At 68.2% G+C, this 26,959-nt stretch carries 26 protein-coding genes and 1 riboswitch; of the genes, 11 read left to right on the top strand and 15 right to left on the bottom strand.

Going from position 1 to position 26,959, the window contains the following annotated elements; all coding sequences use genetic code 11:
* Positions 1–630 precede the first annotated feature (630 nt).
* From JNUCC0626_RS41460 to JNUCC0626_RS41445, 4 genes are all read right to left on the bottom strand, one after another.
* Entirely contained in the window at positions 631–1,614 is a 984-nt protein-coding gene (locus JNUCC0626_RS41460; protein ID WP_394616111.1) for an ABC transporter substrate-binding protein, read from the bottom strand.
* Positions 1,615–2,349, bottom strand: a complete 735-nt coding sequence (locus JNUCC0626_RS41455; RefSeq protein ID WP_394616110.1) for an ABC transporter ATP-binding protein — start codon at positions 2,347–2,349, stop codon at positions 1,615–1,617.
* Positions 2,349–3,371, bottom strand: a complete 1,023-nt coding sequence (locus JNUCC0626_RS41450) for a FecCD family ABC transporter permease (protein ID WP_394616109.1) — start codon at positions 3,369–3,371, stop codon at positions 2,349–2,351. The genes JNUCC0626_RS41455 and JNUCC0626_RS41450 overlap by 1 nt, the downstream gene beginning before the upstream one ends.
* 30 nt (positions 3,372–3,401) lie before the next feature.
* Positions 3,402–3,519: riboswitch (cobalamin riboswitch) on the bottom strand.
* A gap of 11 nt (positions 3,520–3,530) precedes the next feature.
* Complete coding sequence (locus JNUCC0626_RS41445) at positions 3,531–3,995, bottom strand: dihydrofolate reductase family protein (RefSeq protein ID WP_394616108.1); 465 nt, start codon at positions 3,993–3,995, stop codon at positions 3,531–3,533.
* A 124-nt stretch (positions 3,996–4,119) separates the two neighbouring features.
* Between JNUCC0626_RS41445 and JNUCC0626_RS41440 the strand changes: the two genes are divergently transcribed.
* Positions 4,120–4,665 (top strand): sigma factor, encoded by a 546-nt coding sequence (locus JNUCC0626_RS41440; RefSeq protein ID WP_394616107.1) that lies wholly within the window; start codon positions 4,120–4,122, stop codon positions 4,663–4,665.
* Complete coding sequence (locus JNUCC0626_RS41435) at positions 4,662–5,081, top strand: YciI family protein (RefSeq protein ID WP_394616106.1); 420 nt, start codon at positions 4,662–4,664, stop codon at positions 5,079–5,081. Before JNUCC0626_RS41440 ends, JNUCC0626_RS41435 begins: the two co-directional genes overlap by 4 nt.
* Before the next feature lie 72 nt (positions 5,082–5,153).
* Here JNUCC0626_RS41435 and JNUCC0626_RS41430 read toward each other — a convergent pair whose 3' ends face one another.
* The 7 genes from JNUCC0626_RS41430 to JNUCC0626_RS41400 all read right to left on the bottom strand — a co-directional run bounded on the left by JNUCC0626_RS41430 (position 5,154) and on the right by JNUCC0626_RS41400 (position 16,208).
* Positions 5,154–6,191 carry a 3-isopropylmalate dehydrogenase gene (locus JNUCC0626_RS41430; protein ID WP_285645728.1) on the bottom strand — a complete coding sequence of 346 codons (1,038 nt, stop codon included), beginning with the start codon at positions 6,189–6,191 and terminating at the stop codon, positions 5,154–5,156.
* Between the two features lie 298 nt (positions 6,192–6,489).
* Positions 6,490–9,819, bottom strand: coding sequence for a S8 family peptidase (locus tag JNUCC0626_RS41425; protein WP_394616105.1), 3,330 nt, complete (start codon positions 9,817–9,819; stop codon positions 6,490–6,492).
* Positions 9,820–10,005: 186 nt separating this feature from the next.
* On the bottom strand, positions 10,006–11,601 hold the full coding sequence (gene serA / locus JNUCC0626_RS41420) for a phosphoglycerate dehydrogenase (RefSeq protein WP_394616104.1): 1,596 nt from the start codon (positions 11,599–11,601) through the stop codon (positions 10,006–10,008).
* Between the two features lie 848 nt (positions 11,602–12,449).
* Positions 12,450–12,728, bottom strand: coding sequence for a DUF397 domain-containing protein (locus tag JNUCC0626_RS41415; RefSeq protein ID WP_394616103.1), 279 nt, complete (start codon positions 12,726–12,728; stop codon positions 12,450–12,452).
* A 104-nt stretch (positions 12,729–12,832) separates the two neighbouring features.
* Positions 12,833–13,846 (bottom strand): ketol-acid reductoisomerase, encoded by a 1,014-nt coding sequence (gene ilvC, locus JNUCC0626_RS41410; protein ID WP_394616102.1) that lies wholly within the window; start codon positions 13,844–13,846, stop codon positions 12,833–12,835.
* Between the two features lie 23 nt (positions 13,847–13,869).
* Positions 13,870–14,376: an acetolactate synthase small subunit gene (gene ilvN, locus JNUCC0626_RS41405; RefSeq protein ID WP_030467896.1), complete on the bottom strand. Its 507-nt coding sequence runs from the start codon at positions 14,374–14,376 to the stop codon at positions 13,870–13,872.
* Positions 14,376–16,208: an acetolactate synthase large subunit gene (locus JNUCC0626_RS41400; RefSeq protein ID WP_394616101.1), complete on the bottom strand. Its 1,833-nt coding sequence runs from the start codon at positions 16,206–16,208 to the stop codon at positions 14,376–14,378. The genes ilvN and JNUCC0626_RS41400 overlap by 1 nt, the downstream gene beginning before the upstream one ends.
* 230 nt (positions 16,209–16,438) lie before the next feature.
* On the opposite strand from JNUCC0626_RS41400, the gene JNUCC0626_RS41395 reads away from it, so the two are divergent.
* The 3 genes from JNUCC0626_RS41395 (at position 16,439) to ilvD (ending at position 19,253) form a co-directional block, all read left to right on the top strand.
* Entirely contained in the window at positions 16,439–16,909 is a 471-nt protein-coding gene (locus JNUCC0626_RS41395) for a PH domain-containing protein (RefSeq protein WP_394616100.1), read from the top strand.
* Positions 16,906–17,331 (top strand): vitamin K epoxide reductase family protein, encoded by a 426-nt coding sequence (locus JNUCC0626_RS41390; protein ID WP_394616099.1) that lies wholly within the window; start codon positions 16,906–16,908, stop codon positions 17,329–17,331. The genes JNUCC0626_RS41395 and JNUCC0626_RS41390 overlap by 4 nt, the downstream gene beginning before the upstream one ends.
* Positions 17,332–17,408: 77 nt before the next feature.
* Positions 17,409–19,253: a dihydroxy-acid dehydratase gene (gene ilvD / locus JNUCC0626_RS41385; RefSeq protein ID WP_394616098.1), complete on the top strand. Its 1,845-nt coding sequence runs from the start codon at positions 17,409–17,411 to the stop codon at positions 19,251–19,253.
* On the opposite strand, the gene JNUCC0626_RS41380 is transcribed toward ilvD, so the two are convergent.
* From JNUCC0626_RS41380 to JNUCC0626_RS41370, 3 genes are all read right to left on the bottom strand, one after another.
* On the bottom strand, positions 19,250–19,492 hold the full coding sequence (locus tag JNUCC0626_RS41380) for a hypothetical protein (protein ID WP_394616097.1): 243 nt from the start codon (positions 19,490–19,492) through the stop codon (positions 19,250–19,252). The two genes, ilvD and JNUCC0626_RS41380, sit on opposite strands and share 4 nt — an antisense overlap.
* A gap of 9 nt (positions 19,493–19,501) precedes the next feature.
* Positions 19,502–20,230, bottom strand: a complete 729-nt coding sequence (locus JNUCC0626_RS41375; RefSeq protein ID WP_394616096.1) for a DoxX family protein — start codon at positions 20,228–20,230, stop codon at positions 19,502–19,504.
* A 99-nt stretch (positions 20,231–20,329) separates the two neighbouring features.
* Positions 20,330–21,274, bottom strand: a complete 945-nt coding sequence (locus JNUCC0626_RS41370; RefSeq protein ID WP_394616095.1) for a 2-hydroxyacid dehydrogenase — start codon at positions 21,272–21,274, stop codon at positions 20,330–20,332.
* Here JNUCC0626_RS41370 and JNUCC0626_RS41365 point away from each other — a divergent pair.
* The 3 genes from JNUCC0626_RS41365 (at position 21,273) to JNUCC0626_RS41355 (ending at position 24,595) form a co-directional block, all read left to right on the top strand.
* Positions 21,273–22,154 carry an alpha/beta fold hydrolase gene (locus tag JNUCC0626_RS41365; protein WP_394616094.1) on the top strand — a complete coding sequence of 294 codons (882 nt, stop codon included), beginning with the start codon at positions 21,273–21,275 and terminating at the stop codon, positions 22,152–22,154. The genes JNUCC0626_RS41370 and JNUCC0626_RS41365 overlap by 2 nt on opposite strands.
* Positions 22,155–22,338: 184 nt before the next feature.
* Positions 22,339–23,289 (top strand): RNA-guided endonuclease InsQ/TnpB family protein, encoded by a 951-nt coding sequence (locus tag JNUCC0626_RS41360; RefSeq protein WP_394616093.1) that lies wholly within the window; start codon positions 22,339–22,341, stop codon positions 23,287–23,289.
* A gap of 145 nt (positions 23,290–23,434) precedes the next feature.
* Entirely contained in the window at positions 23,435–24,595 is a 1,161-nt protein-coding gene (locus JNUCC0626_RS41355; protein ID WP_394616092.1) for a PQQ-dependent sugar dehydrogenase, read from the top strand.
* Positions 24,596–24,607: 12 nt separating this feature from the next.
* Here the strand turns inward: JNUCC0626_RS41355 and JNUCC0626_RS41350 are convergent, their stop codons facing one another.
* On the bottom strand, positions 24,608–25,555 hold the full coding sequence (locus tag JNUCC0626_RS41350) for a LysR family transcriptional regulator (RefSeq protein WP_394616091.1): 948 nt from the start codon (positions 25,553–25,555) through the stop codon (positions 24,608–24,610).
* Positions 25,556–25,701: 146 nt separating this feature from the next.
* On the opposite strand from JNUCC0626_RS41350, the gene JNUCC0626_RS41345 reads away from it, so the two are divergent.
* Genes JNUCC0626_RS41345 through JNUCC0626_RS41335 form a run of 3 tightly spaced genes read left to right on the top strand, consistent with a single transcriptional unit; the run spans position 25,702 to position 26,956 of the window.
* A complete protein-coding gene (locus JNUCC0626_RS41345) occupies positions 25,702–26,226 on the top strand; it encodes a hypothetical protein (RefSeq protein WP_394616090.1) in 525 nt (174 codons plus the stop codon).
* Positions 26,223–26,591, top strand: a complete 369-nt coding sequence (locus tag JNUCC0626_RS41340) for an SgcJ/EcaC family oxidoreductase (RefSeq protein WP_394616089.1) — start codon at positions 26,223–26,225, stop codon at positions 26,589–26,591. Before JNUCC0626_RS41345 ends, JNUCC0626_RS41340 begins: the two co-directional genes overlap by 4 nt.
* Positions 26,588–26,956: a VOC family protein gene (locus JNUCC0626_RS41335; RefSeq protein ID WP_285645696.1), complete on the top strand. Its 369-nt coding sequence runs from the start codon at positions 26,588–26,590 to the stop codon at positions 26,954–26,956. The genes JNUCC0626_RS41340 and JNUCC0626_RS41335 overlap by 4 nt, the downstream gene beginning before the upstream one ends.
* Positions 26,957–26,959: the final 3 nt, after the last annotated feature.

Below are 26,959 nucleotides of genomic sequence, written 5' to 3'. Positions count from 1 at the left end.
CTCCTCATCAGGGCAAACAAAAAGACCCCCCGCGGGATGCGAGAGGTCTGCGCGTCGGGTGCCAGGGGCGGCAACTACCCGACGCGCTCGTCAATAATGATGGCGGTGAACTGAGCCATGTCCGGGATGCTGCCACAGCTCAGTCCGGCGTACCAAGCGACGGGAGGAAATCTCCCACTATCTGGTCACGGGTTCACGCCTGTGACGCAAGGCAAGCTCCACACGCAACCGCAGTCGCGAACGCAAGGTGACCACCGCCCAAGCCAGGCGCACGCACCACGCAACCGGCGGCCACCAACGCACGCCCACCACCTACGAATCCTGGCGTGGCGAAGCCGAAGGCGAGCCCGAACGGGCTGCTACCAGGTTGGCCAGCCGGTTCCACCGCTCATGGCGATTGGGGCTTGACCTTGAGGGGCTGGATGCCAACCTGTCCGGTCCGGCCGGGGCGTACTTCACCCCGGCCTTTGAGGCCGCGAATGCATCCAGCTAGAGGCTCAAGGTCAAGCCCCAATCGCAACCCCGCTCTTCGTCACGACCTGACGGACCACCCTCGCAACCGCAGCCCACCCCAACAGAACGCAACCAACCCCGCTGGAACAGCAACCCGCCAGCAAAAGCCGACCCGCGTCAGCTCCCAGCCAGGAACTTCGCGAACGCCTCCACCGAAGCAGCATTCCGAGGCCCCTCCACCAATGCCGCATACGGCAACGAGAAGAACCTCTTCCCCTTCACCGCCGGAGAGTTCCCCAACGGCGCGAACCCCTCCAAGAACGCCTGCTTCTGCTCAGGCGTGTTCGCCTCCCCATCGGCGTAGTCCACGATCAACACCACCTCAGGATCCCGCTGCACCACCGTCTCCCAACTGACCGTGGTCCACGAATCGTTCAGATCCCCGAAGATGTTGTCCCCACCAGCCTTGGAGATCACGTCCTGCGGCGCCGCGTTCTTCCCGGACGTGAACGGCTGGTCCTGCCCGCTGTCGTACAGGAACACCCGAGGCCGGGGCTTCCCCTCCATCAACTTCCCGGCACGCTCGATCTGCGCCTGGTACTCCTTCACCAGAGCCTCGGCCTTGTCCGAGACCCGGAAGATCTTCCCGAGGTTCCGCAGATCCGTGTAAAGAGCATCAAGCGCGGGCATGATCCCCCGCTGCTTCCCGACACCGTTGCGGCAGGCCTCGGTCAGCTGGTACGTGGCGATCCCCAGCCCCTTCAACGCGTCCGGTGTGAACCCGGTGCTCTCGGAGAACCCGTAGTTCCAGCCCGCGAACACCAGGTCGGCGTTGACCCCCTGCACCACTTCCTTGGAGATCTTGTCCGACAGGTGCTTCGCCGAGTCGAAGTCGGCCTTCCACGGCGACGTCCGCACGTCCACGGTGTCCTTACCGTTGACCACGTAGCCCGCCATCCGGTCCTTGAGGCCCAGCGCGAACATCATCTCGGTGATGCCGGTGTCGTTGGTGACCACTTTGGACGGAACGGAGGGAAAGGTGACCTCGGTGCCGCAGTTGGTGATGGTCACCGGGTCCGAGGTCGACGGCCCGGAGGCGACCGTGGCGCCGCAGCCCGAGACGAGCAGCAGCGCGACAGCGGAGACGAGAGCGGTTCTCAACTAACTGACCTCCTGGTCGAACAGGAGTTGGGGAACTCCCGTGGTCGGGTGGCGCACGACGTGCGCGGTGACGTGGAAGACCTTGGCGATCAGCTCGGGCACCAGGACCTCGTCCGGTGTGCCGGAGGCGACCAGCGAACCCTCGTCCAAGACGTACAGGCGGTCGCAGTAGGACGCGGCGAGGTTCAGGTCGTGCAGCACGGTCAGGACCGTCACGCCCAGGCCGCGGGTGAGCGACAGGACTTCCAACTGATGCCGGATGTCCAGGTGGTTGGTCGGCTCGTCCAGCACGAGCACCTGGGGTTCCTGGGCGAGAGCGCGGGCGATCAGAACGCGCTGCCGCTCACCGCCGGACAGGCTGAGGAAGCTGCGCGACGCCAGGTGCTCGACGTCGACCCTCTCCAAAGCCGACGCCACCACGGCAGCGTCGCGGGGTGAGCGGTCGTGCGGCAGGCGGCCCATCTCCACGACCTCGGAGACCGTGAAGTCGAACTCGACCTGCGATTCCTGGGTCAGCGCCGCGAGGTGGCGGGCCACGTCGTGTCGCTTGTGGACGTCCGTGCCGTCGAGCCGGACCGCGCCCGAGTCCGGTTTCAGGGCGCGGTAGACGCAGCGCAACGTCGTGGACTTGCCGCTGCCGTTCGGGCCGACGATGCCGACGACCTCGCCGGACGCGTGCAGCGTGACGTCCGAGATGATCCCGTTGACGGTGACCTGGTCGACCTCGACGCGCATCAACGTCCTCCGAACACGTAGGTCCTGCGCCGCATCAGGAAGATGAAGCAGGGCACCCCGATGGCCGCGGTGATGACGCCCAGAGGCAGTTCCTCCGGCGCGGCCAGCATGCGGGCGGCGACGTCGACCCAGACCAGGAACGACGCTCCGGCAAGGGGGGCCAGCGGCAGCACCCGGCGGTGGTCGGCGCCGACAACCATGCGCGTGAGGTGCGGCAGCATCAGGCCGACGAACCCGACCGCGCCGCTGACCGCCACCAGCACGCCCGTGATGCCGGCGGTGACGATGAACAACTGCGTGCGGAACCGGTTGACCGTCACGCCCAGCGTCGTGGCGGTCTCGTCGCCCATCGCCAGCGCGTTGAGCTGCCGGGCCCGCGTCATCAGGTAGACGATGCCCAGCAGGGTCACGACGAGCGCGATCGGCAACGACGTCCAGGTCGCGCCGCCCAGGCTGCCGAGCAACCAGAACATCGCGCTGCGCGCGGCCTCTCCGTGCGGTGCCTGGAACACCAACAGCATCGCGACGGCAGAGAACCCGTACGCCAGCGCGGTTCCGGTCAGCACCAGCCGCAACGGTGTGAGCCCTCGGCTCGTGCGTGCGGTGAGGTAGACCAGAGCCGTGGCGCCGAGGCCCGTCACGAACGCGCCGACGGAGAGCGCGTACACGCCCAGTCCGGACAGGACGCCGAGCGTGGCCACGGCCGTCGCGCCGACGCTCGCCCCCGACGAGATGCCCAGCACGTAAGGGTCGGCGAGGGCGTTGCGGACCATCGCCTGGATCGCGACGCCGACCGTGCTCAGCCCGGCCCCCACGACCGCGGCCAGCAGCACGCGCGGCAGCCGGATGTCCCAGACGATGTGGTACTGCCCGGCGAGGTCGGCGGGCACGGTGCCGCCGGTCAGCGCCGCCCACAGCAGGTCCAGGGTGACGTCGAACGGAACGGACACGGGGCCGAGCGCCACGCCCGCGACGATGCTGACGGCGAGCACGCCGACGAGCGCGCTGATCTTCCCGATCACTGAGGCCCTTCCCGCAGTCCACGGCAGGAGTTTCTGGTTGCACCGGGCGCGGGTATTCGGGCTCGTCACTCTCAAGAGAGAGACCTACCGTTGCGGGTCAGCGCCGGAATCAGACCGGACTTCCCCCACGCACGACGTCAGCACTCTAACCCGGCGCGATCACCCGTCCGTGCGGTAGCGCAGCAGCACACCGCTCCCCTTCTGCTCCACGGACGTGAGACGCATCTCGGCGGGAACGTCGAAGAGACGCTCCCCGGCGCCCACCGCCGTCGGGAACACCATCAGCCGGTACTCGTCCACCAACCCGTGAGCAGCCAACGCGCGCACGACACTGATGCTGCCCGTCACGATGACGTCCTGCCGTGCCTTCAACTCACGGGCAGCAGGCAGGAGATCGTCGACGACGAACGCGTTCTGCCAGGCAGAAGCGCTGGTCAACGTGCGTGAGGCCACCACTTTGCGCAGTGCGTTCGTCTGCGCGGAGAGCGGGTCGGTGCGCGTGGGCCACAGCCGCGCGAAGTGCTCCCAGGTCGTGCGGCCGAGCAGCATCACGCCCGTGTCGAGCAACGGCCCGAGCCCGAACTTGTCCCCGCGACGGCCTCGGGTCCGTGCCGGAACGCCCACCCACCACCAGGGGTGCCCGCAGCGCCGTCGGGGTCGGAGACGACGCCGTCCAGTGTGACGAACTCAATGACAATCAGATCGCTCATGCACCTGCTTACCGGCGAGGCCAGCGATACTCATCGCGATGACGGCCACGGGTTTCGAGACGCGCATCGGGCAGCACCGCAGCGAACTGCTGGCCTACTGCTACCGGATGCTCGGACCGGTCCACGAGTCCGAGGACCTGGTGCAGGACACGCTGCTCAGGGCGTGGAACGCCCGCGAGCGCTACGACGAGCGCAAGGCGTCGGTCCGCACCTGGCTCTACCGCATCGCGACGAACGTCTGCCCGACCGCGCTCGAAGGCAACGCCCGCCGATCGAGCGGTGCGCCGCGACAGCACGCGGTCTGGATCCTGCGCGAGGTGCTGGAGTTCAGCGCCGCCGAGGTCGCCACACAGCTCGGCACGTCGACGGCGGCGGTGAACAGCGCCCTGCAACGCGCCCGCGCGGCCCTGCCCGACATCCCGGTGACCAGGACTCGGCCGTGTTCGCCGCGTTCGGTCTGCCCACAAGCCTCTGACCTGCACGAAAAGAAAACTTCAAAAAAGTTCTGGGTGCGTGTCGATCCGGCGGGGCACCCGTTCGACCTCTGGATGTCAACGAACGAGACGCAAGGAGAACCACCGTGAAGTACATGCTGATCATGCGCGCCACCGACGAGGCCTTCGCCAACATGGGCGACTTCGACATGGACAAGATGCTCGAGACCGTCGGCGCGTTCAACGAGGAACTGATCCGCGCCGGCGTGCTGCTCGCCGCCGAGGGCCTCTCCGACCCGTCCGAGGGCGTCGTCGTCGACTACTCCGCCGAGCCCGCGGTCGTCACGGACGGCCCGTACGGCGAGACCAAGGAGCTGTTCAACGGCTTCTACCTGCTCAACGTCGCCTCGATCCAGGAGGCGGTCGAGTGGGCGAGGCGCATGCCGATGACCGGCCCCGGCTTCAAGACCGAGATCCGCCGCGTGCCGTCCATCGACGAGTTCCCGCAGGACAACGAGTACATCCAGAAGGAGCGCGCGTGGCGTGAGGCAAACGGCCAGATCTGATCCGAAGCGCTGAAACGCCGAAGCCCGGCCGGAGAGATCCGGCCGGGCTTCAAAACGTTCTGACGATGAACCTCAGCCCGTGCGGACGTTCGACGACACGAGTGCCGCGAGACGGTCGCCGATGGCGTAGGTGGCCCCAGGCGACTGGTGGTCCCTGGTCGCGAGATCAAAGGCCACGGAGGCCTCGATCCGGCGCGCCGCCTCGTGCTCACCGAGGTGGTCGAGCAGCAGGGCGACCGACAGCACGGCGGCCGTCGGGTCCGCGATGCCCTGGCCGGCGATGTCCGGGGCGGACCCGTGCACCGGCTCGAACATCGACGGGTTGCGCCTGGTGACGTCCATGTTTCCCGAGGCGGCCAGGCCGATGCCACCCGTGACGGCGGCGGCCAGGTCGGTCAGGATGTCGCCGAACAGGTTGTCGGTGACGATCACGTCGTAGCGGCCCGGGTCGGTGACCATGTGGATGGTCGCCGCGTCCACGTGCTGGTAGGCCACGGTGACGTCCGGGTGCTGCAACGAGACCTCCTCGACGACGCGCGACCACAACGAGCCGGCGTGCGTGAGGACGTTCGTCTTGTGCACCAGCGTCAGGTGCCGGCGCTGACGGTTCGAGGCGCGCGCGAACGCGTCCCGGACCACCCGCTCGACGCCGAACGAGGTGTTCAGCGAGACCTCGGTCGCGATCTCGTGCGGCGTGTCCTTGCGGAGCAGGCCGCCGTTGCCCGCGTACGGGCCCTCGGTGCCCTCGCGCACCACCACCATGTCGATCTCCGGCGGGTCCGCGAGCGGGCTGCGGACACCGGGGTAGAGACGAGCAGGGCGGAGGTTCACGTGGTGGTCGAGTTCGAAGCGCAGCCTGAGCAACAGACCGCGTTCGAGGATTCCGCTCGGCACCGACGGGTCGCCCACCGCGCCGAGCAGGATCGCGTCGTGCTGGCGAAGCTCTCCCAGCACCGACTCGGGCAACAACTCTCCCGTGGCGTGCCAGCGCGCCGCGCCGAGGTCGTAGCGAGTGATCTCGGCCGCCGGAACGACCTCTCCGAGGACCTTCAGGGCCTCAGCGATGACCTCGGGCCCGATCCCGTCTCCTGGGATCACTGCGAGCCGCATCCACACACCTCCCAGGTGTCAGTCCCCAATTGGTGGGACTACTTTCCTCCGCGAAAGGCTACCGGCAACGCGACCGCTCGCCGCATGCCGGACACCCCATCGGGGTGTTATCTCCCGTACTGCGGGACACCCACACGGCCCATTCCCCACTTTCGAGTGTCACTCGACCGCAGGAAGGGGATCGCGTCAAGGGGTGACGGGCGGCAGTTCCAGCCCGTGACATGCCAAGAGGCCCGGTTCCAAACGAAGAACCGGGCCTCTCGTAAAACATCCGACCTAGTAGAGGTCTAGCGCCGCACTAGTACCCGCCTCGCCCGGCCGACTTCACCAGGACGACCGACGCGCGGTCGCCGTTGGCGTTGTGGTGGTTGAGGACCAGCAGGCCGTCGGACTTGTCGGCCTTCAGCGAGGCCTCGTTCTTGTTGACGACGAGCGCGGTGCCCGGCTTCGCGACGTACGAGAGCGCCGCGTCGCCGCCGCCCTGCGCCCACAGACCCGGCTTGAGCGGGTCGAAGGACAGCTTGCGGTCGATCACGTCGATCAGCTTGTTCGCGTTGCCCGGCGCCACGTAGTAGCCCGCGGTGCCCACGGTGTACGAGACCCGCGCCGAGTCCTTCGTCGCGTCGATGCCGAGAGCGCTGAGCAGCACCGGCAGGACGACGACGTTGGTGTCCTGGACGTTCGCGTCGACGTCGCCGAACAGGCCGTTCACGCCCTGGATGTCGACGGTCTCGCCCGTCTTCAGGTCCACGGTGGACGCCACCAGCAGGTCGGTGTCGGTCAGGCGGGTCGCGAACACCTCGAAGTCCGCCGTGCCGTCACCGTTGGTGTCGATGTCGACGAACGGAATGGTGTTCTTGCCCAGGTTGTACCAGTTGCCCCAGGTGGCGACACCGAACGCGAGCATGGCCTCCTCGGGCTTGCCCTGCGCCTTGGCGAGCGGGGCCGTGGAGGCCGCGCCGACGTAGCGGAGGTCGCCGCCCTTGGCCGTCTCGTTGAGCGCGCAGTTCTCGGTGACGTTCCGCTTGCAGTCGCGCAGCTTCGGCGACTGGGCCTGGAGTTCGAGAACGCTGATCAGCGAGCGGTAGGCCTGCGAGCCGGTGCCCTGGTCGAGACCCTTGCCGGTCACGTTCAGGATCGCCTGCTTGTCGTTGCCCCGGAACTTGAGGCTGGACGCGGTCTTGATGTCCGCGACCGGCTTCGGCGCCGCGTACACCGACAGGCGCAGCGGCACGGTGGCACCGGCGGTCGGCGTGAAGGTCACGCGACCGGAGGCGTCCGCGAGGAACTGCCGCGGCACGTCGAGCTGGTTCGGCTCGACCGTCGAGTCGACGGTCTTGCGCAGCGCCTTCGGGTCGGTGATCTTCAGCGTCACCTTGACGCGGGCGATGCCGCGCGGGCTCAGCTTCACCTTGTCCTGCGAGAGCACGTAGCTCACGCCGGGGATCGTCGTCGCCGCGGTGTAGCCGACCTTGTACTCCACGGACTTCGTGGACTTGTTGACCAGCTTGATGGTCTTGGACTTCTCGAGCGCCTTCGCGACCTCGACGACGCCGAAGTTCGCGCTGACGTAACCCTTGTCGTCCTCGACGTAGGCGAGCACCTGGTTGTCCAGCGCGGACTTGCCGTCCACGCGGCCGGTGCCGACCCGGTTCGGGGCGAAGGTCTTGCCGTTCTCCTTCACGTCCGCACCGGCGGTGTTCATGATCGAGGCCTTGACCTCCTCGAGCGTCCAGTCCGGGTGCGCCTGGCGGACCAGGGCCGCGATGCCCGCGACGTGCGGGGACGCCATCGACGTACCGGAGATCACCGAGCGGTCGTTGCCGGAACCGACGGCGGTCGACGAGATCGTGTCACCGGGCGCCGCGACGTCCGGCTTGATCGAACCGCTGCGGGTGCCGCGGCTCGTGAACGAACTCGGGGTGTCCGAAATGGACTGGTCGTACGTCGGCGTCGAGGTGCGCAGGTCACCGGCGAGGCGGACGACCAGCGTGCCCGCGTCCAGCAACGGGCGGATCGCCGCGGTGGCGGTGCCGGTGAACTGGAACATCGGGATGCCCGCGTTGCCCGCGATGCCCGCCGCGAAGTTCTCCAAAGTGGACGAGAGGAGCACGCCCTGACCACCGGCGGCCTGCACGTTGTTCGCGCGGACGGCCGAACCGCAACGGCGCGTGGCGTCGTTGTCGTCCCACTCCAGCCACACGAACTTGCCGGCGACGTTGTCGGTGATCGCGACGCAGCCGTCGGCGTTGCCCGCCTGCGACAGCTTCACGACCGGCAGTTCCTTGTTGTAACCGAGGTAGCCGGTGAAGCTCTGGCTGTACTGACCGGGCTTCTGGCCCTGGCCCTTGACCTCGGCGCCGTCCCGCAGCACGTAGGAGTCGCGCACGGACGCGACGGTCAGCGCCTCGGGCGTGTTGCCCGGCGAGCCGCCGATGTCGTAGAGGTCGCCGCCGTTGCCCGCGGAGAAGACCGGCATGACGCCGACCTTGTACAGCTTCTTCACGAAGAGGCTGTCGGGGTCGTCCGGGGCGCCGTAGTCGGAGCCGAGCGACAGGTTGACCACGTCGAGGTGGTCGGAGAAGTCGCCGTCGCCGTCGGGGTCGAGGGCCCAGTCGAGGGCCTGCGACGTGACGTTGGTCGAGCCCTCGCAGCCGAAGACCTTCAGCGCGTAGATCAGGGCCTTCGGCGCGGTGCCGGGGCCGATCTTCATCGCGTTGAGCTTGTCGGCGTCGAGCTTGGTGTAGTCACCCTTGAACGTGCTGCCGTCGGCGTTCTCACCGAAACCGGCCGTGGTGCCCGCGACGTGCGAGCCGTGGCCGTTGCAGTCGATGGGGTTCGGGTCGGGCTTCGGCGTGTTGATCGCCGGGTCCGTGCTCTCGCCGTCGTAGGTCTCGCCGACGAAGTCGTAGCCGCCGACGACCTTGGCGGTCGGGAAGTTCGGGTCGGCCTTGGTCGGGTCGACGGCCTTGAACGCGTCGACCGTGCCGGGGCCACCGAAGTTGGCGTGCGTGTAGTCGACGCCGGTGTCGATGATGCCGACGCGGATGTCGTCGCCGAGCTTGCCGTACTGCTGCCAGACGTTGAGCGTCCTGGTGAGCTGGACGGCGTTCGAGTTCTGGCGCTTCTTCGGCACGACCGGGTAGACCGCGAGCACGTCACCGCGCTGGGCCAGGTCGCGGACCTTCTGGGCGTCCGCCTTCACGACGACGCCGGGGACACCGTTGGAGGTGCGGTACAGCTCCTCGGTCTTGGTGTCCGCGCTCTTGAGCTGGCCGACGACCTGGTCCGCGGTGGCGGCGACGTCGTTCTTCGCCTGCTTGGCGGCCTGCTTCGCGGCTTCCTTGCCCTGGCTCTTCTTCTCGTCGAACGCGTCCACGGCCGGCTTGCGGTCGAGCGCGACGAACGCGGTGACCGAACCGGTCTGGTTCAGCCTGGGAGAAACCTTGAGCTGCAACGCTTTGGCGTCCAACCCGTGTGCACCCTTGACCGGCTGCGCGAGCTCTGGGCTCTGCGCCTGTGCGGTGGCGGGTGCGATCAGCAGTGTGGTGATGGCAGAGAACACCACCAAACTCGATCGTCTCTTCACAACGTTGCCCCAACCGAGGTGTGTGCCTTCGACCCGCATCCAGATGTGCCGTGCCCTCTACGGCACCGGGTCAACCTCGGTGGGACGCTAATCGCTGATCGTGTCTTTGCGACTGCCCCGAAAGTATGAATGTGCTCTACGGATAGTTGCCTGTTACGACTTCGTTGTGAACGACGATGTAACCGGGAAGGGGATTTTGTCCGTCCCCTTCCCGGTTTGTCGTGACTATCCGAAGTCGACAGAGCGGACCGTGCGCGCGCCGACGGCGGCACCGATCGGGTCGAGAACCTGCGTGTCGACCGGGCGGTCCACGCGCAGCACCATGACGGCGTCGCTGCCGGTCTGGCTGATCTGCGCGGCCTCGATGTTCACGCCGGCCTCGCCGAGCAGCGTGCCGACCGTGCCCATGACGCCCGGACGGTCCGGGTACTCCAGCAGCAGCACGGTGCCTTCGGCCCGAAGGTCGAAGTTGCGGCCGTTGATGTTCACCAGCTTCTCGACCTGCGCGATGCCGCTGACCGTGCCGGAGACGCTGAACGTGCTGCCGTCCGCGTGCACGGCCTTGACCGTGACGAGGCTGCGGTGGTTCGGGCTCTCGGGCTCCTTGACCAGGTCGACGCTCACACCGAGGTCGGCGGCGAGGCTCGGCGCGTTCACGAACGTCACCTGCGACTCGACGACCTTGCTGAACACCCCGCGCAGCGCGGCGAGCGGCAGGATCGCGACGTCCTCATTGGACAGTTCGCCGCGCACCTCGACCGTGACGCTGGTCGGCGCCTTGGGCGACAGTGCACTGAGGACGGTGCCGAGCTTCTGCACGAGCGGCAGGTACGGGCGCACCTCCTCGCCGACAGCGCCACCCTGGACGTTGACGGCGTCCGGCACGAACTCGCCGGCCAGCGCGAGGATGACGCTCTTCGCGACGTCGGTGCCCGCGCGGTCCTGGGCCTCCGCGGTGGAGGCGCCGAGGTGCGGCGTCACGACGATGCCGGGAACGTTGAACAGCGGGCTCTCGGTCGTGGGCTCGGTGGAGAAGACGTCCACGCCGGCGCCGCCGACCTGGCCCTCCCTGACCGCCTCGGCCAGCGCCTCCTCGTCGATGAGGCCACCGCGGGCCGCGTTGACGATGATGACGCCGCGCTTGGCCTTGGCCAGCTGCTCGGACCCGATGAGGCCCTTGGTCTCCGGCGTCTTCGGCAGGTGGATGCTGATCGCGTCGGCCCTCTCGAGGAGTTCCTCGAGGCTGACGAGCTCGATGCCGAGCTGGGCGGCGCGGGCGTCGGACACGTACGGGTCGTAGGCGATCAGGTTGACGCCGAACGCGGCGATGCGCTGCGCGAACAGCTGGCCGATCTTGCCGAGGCCGACGACGCCGACGGTCTTGCCGTTGATCTCGACACCGTTGAACTTCGAGCGCTTCCACTCGTGGTTCTGCAGCGTCTCGTGCGCGGCCGGGATCTGCCTCGCGACGCTCAGCAGGAGCGCGACGGCGTGCTCGGCGGCGCTGACGATGTTGGAGGTCGGGGCGTTGACGACCATCACGCCGTTCTGCGTGGCGGCCGGGACCTCGACGTTGTCCAGGCCGACGCCCGCGCGGGCCACGACCTTGAGCTTGCGGGTGGCCGCGAAGACCTCGGCGTTCACCTGCGTGGCGGAGCGGACCAGGAGGGCGTCCGCGTCCTGGACGGCCTCGAGGAGGGCCGGGCGGTCGGTGCCGTCTACGTGGCGGACTTCTACGCCGTCGCCGAGAGCGTCCAGGACGGACGGCGCGAGCTTCTCGGCGATGAGGACAACAGGTCGGCTCGTGTTGCTCACGGACATCGCTCCCAGGAAGGGTCGGATCGTGGGGCGCGGGCGTGGTCGGGGGCGGCTGGCCCGCGCCGACCGGGCACCGCAATGTGTCCGGACTGTTAACGAGCATAGACAGGGGGCTTGCGCGGGGATTCCGGCGGGTGGCTCAGGTCACCTGTCTCGTCTTGGAGTATGGGACGGGTGGGGGGTGTACGTGGCGTTCACCGGATCGGGTGATGTCCAGTTCCTGGGATGCTGGGGTTCGGTTGCGGGTCGGCTTGCGTGCGTTCTGTTCGGTTCCAGCGGGGTTGGTCGCGTATCTGGGGTTCCGTCACCTTGCGAGGGTGGGCGCGCGGGTCATGACGAATGAGCGGGGTTGCGATTGGGGCTTGACCTTGAGCCTCTAGCTGGATGCATTCGCGGCCTCAAAGCCGGGGTGAAAGCGCCCCGGCCGGACCGGACAGGTTGGCATCCCGCCCCTCAAGGTCAAGCCCCAATCGCCATGAACGGCGGAACCGCTACCCAGACCTGATCAGCCCGTTCGGGCTCGCTTCGCATCGCACGCCAGGACTCGTAGGTGGTGGAGTTTGCGTTGGTGGCTGGCGGTTGGCACCGCGCACTCGGGTTGCGTTGTCGGCGTGCGGTTGGGAGCTCGCGCCGAAGCCAAGACGGCGGTCACCTTGCGTTCGCGACCGCGAGTTGCGTGCGTGCGCACGTTTCGTTCAGAGCTCGGCTGCGCCATCGCGATGCCTACGCTCTGACGGGCTCGCCTTCGGCTTCGCATCTCCCCAAGCCACTGTGGCCGAACGCATCGCCGCTTTGCGCTCGGCTGGCTAACGCTCCGCTGGTTGGCGCTCGGCCGCCCTGCACGAGCGGGGCTACTTCTTCTCGTCGTCCCAGGGCTCGTCGAACTCGCCGTCCTTCGCGCCCAGCACGAAGGCGTCCCACTCGCTCATCGTGAAGGTGAGGACCGGTTCGAGCTGCTTGGAGTTGCGCATGGCCACGTAGGTGGCGCCGTCGGTGTGTTCGACGAAGGCGATTTCGACGTGGCCGTCTTCCGGTTCCGGCTCCGGTGGGCGCTTCCACTCCGCGTTGCGCAGGTCCAGCTTGCCGCGGACGTGGGCCTTGTCGTCGTAGATCGGCGCGCTCTCAGACATGAGAGCCAAGCTAGCGGATGGAGTCGAACGAAAGCGGAAAGGCCCGCAGAGCGTCACACACGCTCCACGGGCCTCCCTTGACGGAAGCTCTGATGCCGAATACGTCAGGCCGTCTCGGTGATCGGGCGGTCGACCCACGACATCATGTCGCGGAGCTTCTTGCCGGTCTCCTCGATCGGGTGGGCTTCGCCCTCCTGCTGGAGCTTCTTGTAGTTCGCGCGGCCGTTGTCGTCCTCGGCCACCCACTCGTTGGCGAAGGTGCCGTCCTGGATCTCGCCCAGGATCTTCTTCATCTCCTCCTTGACGGCGGGGGTGATGACGCGCGGGCCGCGGGTCAGGTCACCGAACTCCGCCGTGTCGGAGATCGAGTAGCGCATGCGGGCGATGCCGCCCTCGTACATGAGGTCGACGATCAGCTTGAGCTCGTGGAGGCACTCGAAGTACGCGACCTCGGGGGCGTAGCCCGCCTCGGTGAGGACCTCGAAGCCCGCCTGGACGAGCGCCGAGGCGCCACCGCAGAGGACGGCCTGCTCGCCGAAGAGGTCGGTCTCGGTCTCTTCCTTGAACGTCGTCTTGATGACGCCCGCGCGGGTGCCGCCGATGCCCTTGGCGTAGGACAGGGCGAGGGCCTGGGCGTTGCCCGAGGCGTCCTGCTCGACGGCGATGAGGGCAGGGACGCCCTTGCCGTCGACGAACTGGCGGCGGACCAGGTGGCCCGGGCCCTTCGGGGCGACCATGGCGACGTCCACACCGGACGGTGCGGTGATGAGGCCGTAGCGGATGTTGAAGCCGTGGCCGAAGAAGATCGCGTCGCCCTCGTTGAGGTTCGCGGCGATCTCGTTGGCGTAGATGTGGCGCTGCGCGGTGTCCGGCGCCAGGATCATGATCACGTCGGCCCACGCGGAGACCTCAGCCGGCGTGCCGACCTCCAGGCCCGCTTCCTCGGCCTTGTCGCGGGACTTCGAGCCCTCCTTCAGGCCGATGCGGACCTCGACGCCCGAGTCGCGCAGGGACAGCGCGTGGGCGTGGCCCTGGCTGCCGTAACCGATCACGGCGACCTTGCGGCCCTGGATGATGCTCAGGTCGGCATCGTCGTCGTAGAAGATCTCGACGCTCACAGCATTTCCTTCTTTCTGGGTTTCTAGCGAACCGCGGTGGCGGTGATGGAACGAGCGCCACGGCCGATGGCGACCATGCCGGACTGGACGATCTCGCGAAGCCCGTAGGGCTCCAGCATGCGCAGCAACGCGTCGAGCTTCTCAGAAGTGCCCGTTGCCTCGATCGTGACCGCCTCGGGCGAGACGTCGACGACCTTCGCGCGGAAGAGCTGAACGGTTTCGAGGACCTGCGACCGCACCGTCGCGTCCGCACGAACCTTAATCAACACCAGCTGCCGCTGAACGGAGGCCGTCGGCTCCAGTTCCACGATCTTGATGACGTTGATGAGCTTGTTGAGCTGCTTGGTGACCTGCTCCAGCGGCAGCTCGTCGACCGACACCACGATCGTCATGCGCGAGATGTCGGGGTACTCGGTGCGGCCGACCGCGAGCGACTCGATGTTGAAGCCGCGGCGGGAGAACAGGCCGGCGACGCGTGCGAGCACACCGGGCTTGTCCTCGACCAAAACGCTCAGCGTGTGCCTGGTCATCAGATGTCCTCGTCGAACAGGGGGCGGATGCCGCGGGCGGCCATGATCTCGGAGTTGCCGGTGCCCGCTGCGACCATCGGCCACACCTGGGCGTCCTTGCCGACGACGAAGTCGATGACGACGGGGCGGTCGTTGATCTCCAACGCCTTCTGGATCACCTCGTCCACCTCCGCCTGCGACTCGGCGCGGAGACCGGCGCACCCGAGTGCCTCCGCCAGGAGCTTGAAGTCTGGGATGCGGTGCTTGTGCGTCCCCAGATCCGTGTTGGAGTACCGCTCGCCGTAGAACAGCGTCTGCCACTGGCGGACCATGCCCAGGTTGCCGTTGTTGATCACGGCGATCTTCACCGGCAGGCCCTCGATGGCGCAGGTGGCGAGCTCCTGGTTGGTCATCTGGAAGCAGCCGTCGCCGTCGATGGCCCACACCGTGCGGTCCGGCTCACCCGCCTTGATGCCCATCGCGGCGGGCACCGCGAAGCCCATCGTGCCGAGGCCGCCGGAGTTGATCCACGTGCGCGGGTGCTCGTACTTGACGAACTGCGCCGCCCACATCTGGTGCTGGCCGACCCCTGCGGTGTAGATCGTGTCCGAAGGGGACAGTGCGCCGATCCGTTCGATCACGAACTGGGGGGACAGCGTGCCGTCCTCCGGCCAGTCGTAGCCGAGCGGGAACGTCTCGCGCAGCGACTTCAGCGTGTCCCACCACGGCGTGAGGTCGACGGCCTTCGCGGTCTCGCGCTCGGTGCGGACGGCGTCGATCAGCTCGGTGATGATCTCCTTGCAGTCGCCCACGATCGGGACGTCCGCGCGGCGGTTCTTGGAGATCTCGGCCGGGTCGATGTCGGCGTGGATGATCTGCGCGTCGGGGGCGAACGAGCCGAGCTGGCCCGTGACGCGGTCGTCGAACCGGGCGCCCAGGGCGACCAGCAGGTCCGACTTCTGCATCGCCGCGACGGCCGCGACCGTGCCGTGCATGCCGGGCATGCCCAGGTGCTGCTCGTGCGAGTCGGGGAACGCGCCGCGCGCCATCAGCGTCGTGACGACCGGGATGCCGGTGTCCTCGGCCAGGCGCAGCAGTTCCGCGTGGGCGTCCGCCTTGATGACGCCGCCGCCGACGTAGAGAACGGGCTTGCGGGCGGCCACGATCAGCTTGGCGGCCTCGCGGACCTGCTTGCCGTGCGGCCGGGTCGTCGGCCGGTAACCGGGCAGGCGCATCTCGGGCGGCCACGAGAAGCTGGTCTGCTCCTGCAGCACGTCCTTGGGGATGTCGACGAGGACCGGGCCGGGTCGGCCGGTCGCCGCGATGTGGAACGCCTCCGCGATCGCGCGCGGGATCTCCGCGGCGTCGGTCACGAGGACGTTGTGCTTGGTGATCGGCATCGTGATGCCGCAGATGTCCGCCTCCTGGAAGGCGTCCGTGCCGATCAGCGGCCGCGACTGCTGGCCGGTGATCGCGACGACGGGCACGGAGTCCATGTTCGCGTCCGCGAGCGGGGTGACGAGGTTCGTCGCACCCGGACCCGAGGTCGCCATGCAGACCCCGACCTTGCCGGTGGCCTGCGCGTATCCGGTCGCCGCGTGCCCTGCGCCCTGCTCGTGGCGGACGAGGATGTGCCGGACCTTCGTGGAGTCCAGCAGCGGGTCGTACGCGGGAAGGATCGTCCCGCCGGGAATGCCGAAGACCACTTCGCAGCCGACCGCTTCGAGCGACCGGACGAGCGACTGAGCACCGGTTACACGGATCGGTGCGCCCGTCGGCGGGGCCGGTTTGGGCCGCGGACCTGGACGTGGCGACGTGGGCTCGGGAGCCTGTCGCGATGGTGCGCTGGTCATCATTGCCTCGTGGGTTTCGGGGTCCGGACACGAAAAAACCCTCGACAACCCGAAGATGGGTCGTGCGAGGGTCGCGCGTCGACGCAGGCTGTTCGGCTCAGGCGTCGACGCGCCTGAGAAGTACGAGAACGAGCGTGCGCTGCATGGCCGGGACGTTATCGCCTCTGGCAAGAGGGCGTCAACTCTGCGAGATGGAATTCCCGGATCGTGGACGTGGAACAATCGTCCGGGTGAAGAAGCTGGTCTTTCGCATCCCGGCAACGGCCCTGCTCGCGGCGGCTTTGATCGTCATCTGCGTCACCCCTGTGGCGTGGGCCGCACCGGGACTGCAAGCGCTCTACCTCGCACCGCTCGGCTACGCCTACTGGGTGCTCCGCAACCGCACGACGGTCACCGAGGAGGAGATCGTCGCGCGCGGCGTGTTCGGCACCACGACGCTCAAGTGGACCGAGGTGAAGTCGATCCGCCTCGTGCAGAAGGGGTGGCTGCGCGCGGTCAGGGAGGACGCGTCGGAGGTGACGCTGCCCGCTGTGCGGTTCATGCACCTGCCGGCGTTGTCGGTGGTGAGCGGTGGGCGCGTGCCCGACACGACCGTTCCCGAGAAGGTCGAAGAGCCCGCAGAAGAGCCCATTGAGGTCGTCGAACAGCCCGCCGAGCCTGCCGAGAAGAAGTCCGGGGAAGTCGTAGAGTCGGAGAAGTGATCAAACGGGTTCCGCTGCTGAGCCTGCTGCTGTCCGTCGCGGGCCTGCTGACCTCGGCCTACCTGACGTACACGCACTTCAACGCCAACGCGCTGCTGTGCTCGGCCGACGCCGTCATCGACTGCGAGACGGTCACGTCGAGCGAGCAGTCGGCGTTGCTGGGCATCCCCGTCGCGTTCCTCGGGCTCGCGTTCTTCGCCTTCCTGACCGTGATCTGCCTCCCGTTCGCGTGGCGGATCGACGCGCTGAAGTGGGTGCGGCTCGGAGCGGTCGGCGTGGGCGTGTTGATGGTGGTTTACCTGGTCGCGGCGGAGATCCTCATCATCGGCAAGATCTGCCTGTGGTGCACCGTCGTGCACGTGATCACGCTCGCACTCGCCTATCTGCTGGTCGCGGCGAGTCTGCGCACGAGTAGCCTTTGAGGCACCGCTCCCAGACTTGGTGACGCCTCACCCGGCCGTCCCGCGCGCACTTTTCTTGAACTGAATCTGGAGGAGCAGTGCCTCAGCTCCGCTCTCGCACCACCACGCACGGTCGCAACGCCGCCGGAGCCCGCGCCCTCTGGCGCGCGACCGGCATGACGGACAGCGACTTCGGCAAGCCGATCATCGCGATCGCCAACTCCTACACGCAGTTCGTGCCGGGTCACGTGCACCTGCGTGACCTCGGGGACATCGTGGCCGAGGCGGTGCGCGAGGCGGGCGGTGTCGCACGCGAGTTCCACACCATCGCCGTCGACGACGGCATCGCCATGGGCCACAGCGGGATGCTCTACTCGCTGCCGAGCCGCGAGATCATCGCCGACTCCGTCGAGTACATGGTCAACGCGCACCAGGCCGACGCGATCGTCTGCATCTCGAACTGCGACAAGATCACGCCCGGCATGCTCAACGCGGCCATGCGCCTCAACATCCCCGTCGTGTTCGTGTCCGGCGGCCCGATGGAGGCCGGCAAGGCCGTCGTCGTCGAGGGTGTCGCCGTCGCGCCGACGGACCTCATCACCGCGATCTCCGCCTCCGCCTCCCCCGCCGTGAGCGAGGACGGGCTCTCCGAGGTCGAGCGCTCCGCGTGCCCGACCTGCGGTTCGTGCTCCGGCATGTTCACCGCGAACTCGATGAACTGCCTGACCGAGGCGCTGGGCCTCTCCCTGCCGGGCAACGGCTCGACGCTGGCCACGCACGCCGCGCGCCGCGAGCTGTTCTCCGAGGCCGGTCGCGTGGTCGTGGAGCTGTGCAGGCGCTGGTACGGCGAGGACGACGAGTCGGCGCTGCCGCGGTCGATCGCGAACCGCAAGGCGTTCGAGAACGCGATGGCGCTCGACATGGCCATGGGCGGCTCGACGAACACCGTGCTGCACATCCTCGCCGCCGCGCAGGAAGGCGAGATCGACTTCACGCTGCAGGACATCGACGACCTGTCCCGCCGCGTGCCGTGCCTGTCCAAGGTGTCGCCGAACAGCGACTACCACATGGAGGACGTGCACCGGGCCGGCGGAATCCCCGCGCTGCTCGGCGAGCTCTACCGCGCCGGACTGCTGAACGACGACGTCACGTCGGTGCACACGCCGACGCTGGCCGAGTGGCTCGGCAAGTGGGACATCCGCGCGGAAAATCCGTCCGCCGAGGCCATCGAGCTCTTCCACGCGGCGCCCGGTGGCGTGCGGACGACGGAGGCGTTCTCGACGTCGAACCGCTGGTCCTCTTTGGACACCGACGCGGCCGGCGGCTGCATCCGCGACGACGAGCACGCCTACACGCGCGACGGCGGCCTGAACGTGCTGCGCGGCAACCTGGCCGAGCGCGGCGCGATCATCAAGTCCGCGGGCATCGACGAGGAGCTGTGGCACTTCGAGGGCCCGGCGCGCGTCGTCGAGTCCCAGGAGCAGGCCGTCTCGGCGATCCTGAACAAGGAGATCCAGGCGGGCGAGGTCCTGGTCGTGCGCTACGAGGGCCCGTCCGGTGGCCCCGGCATGCAGGAGATGCTGCACCCCACGGCGTTCCTCAAGGGCTCCGGCCTCGGCAAGAAGTGCGCGCTGATCACGGACGGCCGGTTCTCCGGCGGTTCGTCGGGCCTGTCGATCGGCCACATCTCGCCGGAGGCGGCGGGCGGCGGCACGATCGGCCTGGTGCAGAACGGCGACCGGATCCTGATCGACGTCCACGAGCGCAGGCTCGAACTGCTGGTGGACGCCGACGTGCTGGCCGAGCGCCGCGCCAAGATGGAGGCGTCCGAACGGCCGTGGCAGCCGGTGGACCGGGTCCGTCCGGTCACGGCGGCGCTGCGGGCGTACGCGCGGATGGCGACCGACGCGTCGACCGGTGCCGTGCGCAACCCGGACCTCTAAAGCACGAAAGCCAGCGCCACGCAGATCCCGAACACGAGCCAGCCCGTCAGCGGACCGCTGACGGGCTGCTCCGTTATCTTGACCATGACGCCGGCGACGATCAGGCCTGCGAGCAGGCCGAGCGGCGGTAGCAGGGACTTGGCGGTCAGACCGAACGGCAACGACACCAGGTAGACGACCGGGAACCCGATCACCAGCAGGGACAACTGGAGTGCCGCGCCCGTCACGTTCTTCCGCATTGAGGTGTTCTACCGGAAGACGAAGAAGGTGACAGCCGCTCCACCCGCGCCGAGCACCAGCGCGATGAACCCGGCCGCCAGCGGATGCCGGAACCAGCTGCGGTTGTAGTCGAGCGCCGCGCGGCCCGGCCCGGCGAACAACGCCGTGAACGCCATGCCCGCCAGCGCGAGTTCGAGCTCGACGCCGTTGGGACCGAAGAAGCCGCCCTTGTACTTGAGCGCGATGACGTTGGCCATCACCGCGAGCAGACCCGCCGCCGCGAGTGGGGTGAAGAGGCCGAGCACGATCAGACCGCCGCCCGCGAGTTCCGTGACACCGGTGACCCACGCCAGCACGGTCGGCTCGCGGTAGCCCATCTTCTCGAGCGACTGCGCGAAGCCGTTGATGCCCGGCCCGCCGAAGAGCCCGAACACCTTCTGCAGGCCGTGCAGCAGGAAGATGCCGCCGAGCACCGCGCGCAACCCGAGCAGGCCGAGGTCGGGTCCGGCCGTCCAGCCGAACTTCTTGCGGTCGTCGGCGAACAGGTCGTCGTCATCCCGGTTGTCCACAGTGGACACGTCGAGCGGCGTGTAGGCCGTCGTGTCGAACGACTTCGTGGTCGAGTCGTACGGCGAGGTGACGTCCGACCCGGCTCTGATGGTGCCGTCGTCGAAGTGGTGCGCTCCCCCGCCCCCCGAGTAGAACGAGTCGTCGGAGAACGCGCTCGAACCGGCCGAGCCCTTGTCGTGAGTAGCCACGCCCGCACGCTAGGGGGCCGCGCGCGGGCACGCCAGAGCCGAACGGCAGCCCAATTTCACCCTTTTGGCCCAGCGACCGTTTTCCGGACCGGGAAAACCTCAGTAGGTCCCGTGCACCAGGTTGCGCGGCTCCTCGCCGTTCGCGAACCGCGTGATCTCCGCGCGGGCGATGGCGTACGCCCGGTGCCCGCTGCCCGTGCACGACCCGGCCACGTGCGGGGTCAGGAACAGCCCCGGCGCCGTCCACAGTGGATGGTCGGAGGGCAGCGGCTCGGGGTCGGTCACGTCGAGGGCCGCGCGCAGTCGTCCCGAGGTCAGCTCCGCCAGCAACACGTCGGTGTCGACGACCGGCCCGCGCGCGCCGTTGACCAGGATCGCGCCGTCCTTCATCGCGGCCAGGAACTTGGCGTCGACGAGGTGCCGGGTCTCCTCCGTCATCGGCGTGAAGATCACCACGACGTCGAACTCGGGCAGCAGGTCCGGCAATTCGTCCTGACCGTGCACACCCTCCCGCGCAGTGCGGCCGACCAGCGTGGCGGTGGCGTCGAACGGTTCGAGCCGCCTGCGCAGCTGCTCCCCCAGGTCACCGGCGCCGACGATGAGCACCTTCTTGTCCTGCAAGGTGTCCGTGCCGTGGTAGTCCCAGCGGCGTTCGGCGCGCGCCTGCTCGAAGACGAGGAAGTCTCGATAAATGACCAGGAGGGCCCCGATGGCCCACTCCGCCGTGCTGCCCCCGTGGGCACCGCGGCCAGTGGAGAGCATCACACCGTCGGGCACCTTGCCGATGAAGTTCTCCGCGCCGGCACTGAGCAGCTGCACGAGTTTGAGGTTCGGCAACTGCCCGAACACCTCGCGCGGGTCGGTGCCGGAGAGGAACTTCGGGATCAGGACCTCGGCGTTCAGCCCGTCGGCGGGCAACGGCTCCCCCGGCACGTAACGAACCGTCCGGACACCGTCCACCTGAGACAGCGCTTGAACCCCGAATTCATCTGGCACGAGCACGGTGAGCGTCACGTGGTCAACGTACGTCAGAATGTCTGCCATGCGGGAGCACGACATCATCGCGTGGGACGGCACGAAGATCCGGACCTGGCACGCGCCGGGAGAAGGCACACCGGTGCTGCTCTGCCCCGGCGTCGGGTCGGGGCCTGAGTCCTGGCCGTCGCTGACCGACCGCCCAGGCCTCGTCAGCTGGTACATGCGCGGCACGATGGGCTCGGACCGGCCGGTGGACGAGCGCAACATCTCGCTCGACGACCACGTCCAGGACGCGCTCGCCGTGCTGGACGACGCGGGCGTCGAACGGTGCGTCGTCGCCGGGTGGTCGATGGGCGTGACGATTGCGGCCGAGTTGGCGTTGCGTCACCCGGAACGCGTGGCGGGCCTGCTGCTCGTCGCCGGTGCGCCGGGCGACTCGTTCGACGCCATGCTGCCGTTGGTCCCCAAGAACGTGCGGCGGCTCGTCGGGCTGACGGGCACGAAGTTGTTGCAGCAGGCCGGTCCGGTGCTGGACCAGGTGCTGCACCGGGTGCCGGTGACGGACGCGACGGCGTTCCTGTTGCGGCACAGCGGGGTGATCAAGCCGTCGAGCGACCCGAAGGCCGTCACGCACGCCGTGGGCCGGTTCCTCCAGCACGACTGGCGCTGGTACTTCACCCTGGCGCTGGCCCTCGGCGAGACGCCCCGGCAGGACCTCTCCCCGATCGTGTGCCCCGTCACACTGCTGGCCGGGCGCGACGACCTGCTGGCGACGACGGAGAGCATGTCCGGGCCCGTGGGAGCGTTGCCGCAGGCCCGGCTGCGGGTGCTGCCGTGCAGCCACTACCTGCCGCTCGAAGCGCCCGAGGTGGTGGCGGACGAGCTCGACCTGCTGCTCGACCGGGTGAGCTCGGTCGACTTCGCCACGTCGGAGGCGTTTCGTTGACGAGGTCCGCCTGTTAGCGATCGAGGGAGCCGACGCAGCGAAGTCTCTGAACACGTGTTCGATACGATCGTCCACGTGAAGCTGGTGGTGCAGGTAAAACTGTTGCCAACGCCTTCCCAGGCGGCGGCGCTGGCAGCGACCCTGCATGCCTGCAACGAGGCGTCGAACCACACGTCGACGGCGGGTGGTCAAGAAGGTCGTCGACGCCTACGCAACCCTCCGCGCGTGTATCCGCTCGGGCAACCTGGGCGGCCAGAAGTCCCGGCGACGCGTCAAGGCCGAGTCCAAGCCGATCATGTTCCGCCGAGAGGCGGCGCAGCCGTTCGACGACCGCTGCCTGACGTGGCGGCTGGACACGCAGACGGTCAGCATCTGGACAACCGCAGGCAGGATGAAAGACCTGCGGTTCACCTGCTCTCCTGACCAGTTGACGACGTTGCGTGCGCACCGCCAGAGCGAGTCTGATCTGCTGCTCCGCGACGGCATGTGGTTCCTGGTCGCAACCTGCGACGTACCAGAGCCAGAGGTCTTCGAGCCTGCCGACTGGATCGGCGTAGACCGCGGCATCAACAACCTGGCCACCACTTCGGACCTGGCCAACTACCAGGGCCGCCGACTGCAACGGTACCGCCGCTGGCATGCCCGCAAGCGCGCCGAATTTCAGTCCACACGGACAAAATCAGCGAACCGTCGCTTGAAGAGGCGGGCACGCGAAGAGGCCCGTCACACCACCCACATCAATCACCGCATCGCCAAACAGATCGTGGCTGTTGCCGAACGCACCGGCCGTGGCATCGCCTTGGAGGAACTCCACGGCATCCGCGACCGGGTACGGCCCCACCGGCACCAGCGAGCCACACAGTCGTCCTGGCCGTTCCACCAACTCGAACAGCACATCACCTACAAGGCCCGTCGGGCCGGTGTACCAGTGCTGCTGGTGGACGCTCGCTACACCTCGCAAATGTGTCCCAGGTGCTCGCACACGTCCCGCGCGAACCGCCCCAACAGGGACACCTTCTCTTGTCGTCGATGCGGTCTCGCTGGACCCGCCGACGTCGTCGCCGCCGTGAACATCCGTGACAGGGCACGGCGCGCGTGGGTATTCGTCACCATGCCCTTACCCACAGCCGCCTGAGCAGTTGTGGGTAGATGCGGCCCGCACGCCACCGCCAGTGGCGGACGAGGAACGCGATCTGGGCTGAAGGAACCGAACACAAGCTCGCTTTCTCCGCTCATCAGAGTTGACCAGAAGTTGACGGTCTCGCACCTAACCTGGACCCGTGGTTCGTTCCGTTGCGTTGCTGACCGCCGTCTGCCTGCTGGCAGCCGGCTGCGCGAGCTTCCCCGATGAGCCGACGCCGACGCAGTGGAGCGCGCAACCACAGCTGACCCCGCAAGCGGGGCCGAAGCCGGAGCTGCCGGGCGAGTACCGGCCGTCGCCCGGCGATCCCGGCCGCAACCCTCCGCCGCAGAGCGTGCCGCCGCCCCAGGGCTGCAAGGACTACCACCCGGCCGTCGTGGCCACCTGCCTCAACACCGTCACCGGCGTCGCCCCGATCGGCGCGGACGCCCAGGGCGGGGTCGCCGCGTACGCGACCGAACGCGGTGGGCGCCTGCTCAAGGTGGCCAAGGACGTCGATCCCGTCGTGGTCGCGCAGCTCGAGGTCGACGCGTCGACCGACGGCGGGCTGACCGGGCTCGCGTTGTCGGCGACGTTCGCCGAGGACCAGCTCGCCTACGTCTACGTGACGACCGCGACGGACAACCGGGTGCTGCGCATCGCCCCCGGTGACACGCCCAAGCCGATCCTCACCGGCATCCCGAAGGGCCCGTCGGGCAACCGGGGTGTGCTGGCGAGCGACCGCAAGGGCGCGCTGCTCGTCGCGACCGGGGACGCCGGCAACCCGGCGCTCGCCGCCGACCCGAACTCGCTCGCCGGCAAGGTGCTGCGCATCGACGGCTCCGGGCAGCCCGCGCAGGGCAACCCGACGGCCGGCACCGCCGTGGTGTCCACCGGCCTGCGCCTGCCCGGCGGTCTGTGCGTCTCGGCCGACACCTCGAAGATCTGGGTGACGGACTGGGCCGCGTCCGCCGACGTCGTCTACCGCGTCGTGCCGGGCAAGCTCGGCGACGCCGCGTGGGCGTGGCCGGAGCGTCCCGGTGTGATGGGCTGCGCCTCGTACAGCGACCAGCTGTCGGTGACCACGTCCAAGTCGCCCGGGTACCAGTCGTTGTCGATGAACGCCGCCGGGTCGTTCACGGGCAAGCCCGAGATCGCCATGGCGGAGGACGGGTTCGGCCTGCTCGGGCCGATGGAGATGCTGAACGAGTCGGCGTCGCTCGTCGGCACGGTGAACAAGGCCGGTGGCCAGCCCGTGTCGTCGGACGACCGGGTCGTGATCATCGTGCGCCCGAACAACGGCGGCGGGACCAAGGACTGAGCGGCTGAGCGGCTAGGGGCTGAGCGCGAACTCGGCTCCTCCCGCGTGCCACCAGCGTGCGTAGACCTCGCTCTCCTCGACCAGCCGCAGGTAGCCCGCGGCGACCTGTTCGCCCAGGTCGTCGATCTCCGCGGCGACCGGTGCGTCCGTGCGCCAGGCCAGCACGACCTCGCGGACCAGCGGGTTCCCGGTGATCGGCAGCCGCGCGACGCCGGGCGGGGTGCCGCCGACCGGGTAGAGCGGGCAGACCGCGCCGGACTCCTTGATCAACGTGAGCGCGACGTGCGCCTCGCTGCTGAAGTGCGCGATCTTCTGCTCGAACCCGGCTGCCGCGCACTCGCGGGCGAAGTGGGCGTTCATGCCGCTGTCGTCGGGCTCGGGCATGACCCACTTGTCCTCGGCGAGGGCTTCGAGCGGGATCTCGTCGGCCTGGGCGTGCGGGTGGTGGTCGGGGACGCCGGCGAACAGCGGTTCGCGGGTGAGCAACCGGTGTCCGACGTTCGGTGGAAGGGTGAGCGGAGTACCGGGAAATTGACGCATCACCGCGATGTCGAGTTCGCCGGTCGTGAGCAACGCGGTGAGCGTGCCGGTCTCCTTGATGGTGCGACTCGTGACGTTGTCCTTTAACGCGCCGACGAGTAGTCCGAAGTGATAAGCGGGGATTCCTGCGAGCCTGGTGGGAGCGCTGGCGGATTGCGTGTTACGGCGCGTTACGCGTTCCAGCGTGACGAGCTGGGTGAGCATCGACCGCGCTTCCTGGACGAAGTCCTGACCGGTCGGGGTGAGCTTGACGCCGTCCGCCGCGCGCAGGAAGAGAGCGCCGCCCAGGTGGTCCTCGATGCGTTTGAGCTGCGTCGTCACTGCCGGCTGGGTGAGGTGCAACCGGGCGGCGGCCTTGCGCAGGCTGCCGCAGTCGGCGATCGCCACGACCAGTTCGAGGTGCCGCACTTCCAGACGCATGCGCCTGATGTTATCGCTCAATGTAATAGGGGGAATACCCTTCGCGATCTGTCGTGAGACAGCGCGGTCTCGATACGTTCGGTCACGTGATGGAATTGGCCGAGCGCCCGACGCGCACCGATGCGGTGCTGTTTTCGGATCGCGCAGTGAAAACGTTTCTGGAGGCTGCGTCCGCCGAATACTCGTTCATCACCGAGGACGAACCGAGACCGTGTTTCGCGGTGCTGCTCGGACGGTCGGAAGGCGCTGAGGCCGTGGTCACCGAGGTGGCGTTCGGCCGCAACGCCCGGCTGACCGACCCGTCGGCACGCGAGGAGTTCTCGTCAACGATCGTGCCGCGGTTCGGGACGGCGTACGAGAACCCGGTGCGGGCGTGGTGGCTCGACCCCGCCGACCTGCTGACGATCACGCGGGCGGCGGACGCGCGGGACCTGGACGTGCTCGGGTCGATCCACCTGCACCCGGACTGGCACCGGCTCGGGCCGGAGTGCGAGCGGAACCGGCCGTTGAGCGACAGCCCGACGCCGATGGACGAGCACATGTTCCGCAACAGCGGGTGGCCCGTGAACGTCGTCTGTTACCTCGAACGCCGCCATGGCGGCCTCTACTACTCGCTCGCCGCGTGGGATGCCGAGTGCCTGCGCCTGCCGTTGAGGACGAACCACTCATGACCGAAGAGATCTACGCGCTGTGGCAGCGCATGGAGCAGGGCTGGGCCGACGGCGACGCGCTGGCGTTCGCGTCGGTGTACGCCGAGGACGTCGACTTCGTGAACGTGCGCGGTGAGGAGTTGCTCGGCCGTCAGGCCGTCGCCAAGGGACACGCCGAGCTCTTCGCCGGGCCGTACCGCGACACCAAGCTGAGTGCCGAGATCAGCCTGGTCAGGCCGTTGACCTCGGAGATCTCGGTCGTGCACGTCACTTCTTCGATCGCCCCGGCGGGCATCACCACGCACGCGCAGGCCGTCGTCGTTCGGCGTGAGCACGGGTGGGAGATCGCCGCGTTCCACAACATGATCCCGAAGGGAAAGTCATGAGCAGGCCCCGGTTGCGGCACATCGCGTTCGTCGTCCAGGACGCGAAGGAGATGGCCGACTTCTACACGTCGAAGTTCGGGATGTCGTTGTTCCACACGGATCCCGACGGCAGCCACTTCGTGACGGACGGGTACGTCAACCTGGCGTTGATCCAGCAGCGGCTGGACGGGGACGTGCCGACCGGGTTCAACCACTTCGGGTTCCAGGTCGAGTCCGTCGAGCCGTACCTGGAGACGCTGGAGCCGAAGCCGGCGTTGCGGGGCGGGGACAGGCCGTTCGCCGAGTACCGGGCGATCGATCCCGAGGGCAACTGGTTCGACCTGTCCGCGCACGGTTTTCTGCCGCCAGGGGCCGCAGAGGTTTAAGCC

Origin of the sequence: Lentzea sp. JNUCC 0626, from assembly GCF_043632865.1 — a bacterium.
GTDB lineage: Bacteria > Actinomycetota > Actinomycetes > Mycobacteriales > Pseudonocardiaceae > Lentzea.
Note: the sequence above shows the minus strand (reverse complement) of the source record. Positions and strands in the feature narration are given on the sequence as shown.

Excerpts from the sequence above, each read along its gene's own strand:
- JNUCC0626_RS41350 (WP_394616091.1), bottom strand. The coding sequence starts at position 25,555 with ATGCGTCTGGAAGTGCGGCACCTCGAACTGGTCGTGGCGATCGCCGAC.
- JNUCC0626_RS41430 (WP_285645728.1), bottom strand. The coding sequence starts at position 6,191 with ATGCGGCTCGCAGTGATCCCAGGAGACGGGATCGGGCCCGAGGTCATC.
- JNUCC0626_RS41415 (WP_394616103.1), bottom strand. The coding sequence starts at position 12,728 with ATGTCTGAGAGCGCGCCGATCTACGACGACAAGGCCCACGTCCGCGGC.
- ilvN (WP_030467896.1), bottom strand. The coding sequence starts at position 14,376 with ATGACCAGGCACACGCTGAGCGTTTTGGTCGAGGACAAGCCCGGTGTG.
- JNUCC0626_RS41335 (WP_285645696.1), top strand. The coding sequence starts at position 26,588 with ATGAGCAGGCCCCGGTTGCGGCACATCGCGTTCGTCGTCCAGGACGCG.
- JNUCC0626_RS41455 (WP_394616110.1), bottom strand. The coding sequence starts at position 2,349 with ATGCGCGTCGAGGTCGACCAGGTCACCGTCAACGGGATCATCTCGGAC.
- JNUCC0626_RS41340 (WP_394616089.1), top strand. The coding sequence starts at position 26,223 with ATGACCGAAGAGATCTACGCGCTGTGGCAGCGCATGGAGCAGGGCTGG.
- serA (WP_394616104.1), bottom strand. The coding sequence starts at position 11,601 with ATGTCCGTGAGCAACACGAGCCGACCTGTTGTCCTCATCGCCGAGAAG.
- JNUCC0626_RS41380 (WP_394616097.1), bottom strand. The coding sequence starts at position 19,492 with ATGCGGAAGAACGTGACGGGCGCGGCACTCCAGTTGTCCCTGCTGGTG.
- JNUCC0626_RS41370 (WP_394616095.1), bottom strand. The coding sequence starts at position 21,274 with ATGGCAGACATTCTGACGTACGTTGACCACGTGACGCTCACCGTGCTC.
- JNUCC0626_RS41425 (WP_394616105.1), bottom strand. The coding sequence starts at position 9,819 with ATGCGGGTCGAAGGCACACACCTCGGTTGGGGCAACGTTGTGAAGAGA.
- JNUCC0626_RS41400 (WP_394616101.1), bottom strand. The coding sequence starts at position 16,208 with ATGACCAGCGCACCATCGCGACAGGCTCCCGAGCCCACGTCGCCACGT.
- JNUCC0626_RS41440 (WP_394616107.1), top strand. The coding sequence starts at position 4,120 with ATGACGGCCACGGGTTTCGAGACGCGCATCGGGCAGCACCGCAGCGAA.
- JNUCC0626_RS41365 (WP_394616094.1), top strand. The coding sequence starts at position 21,273 with ATGCGGGAGCACGACATCATCGCGTGGGACGGCACGAAGATCCGGACC.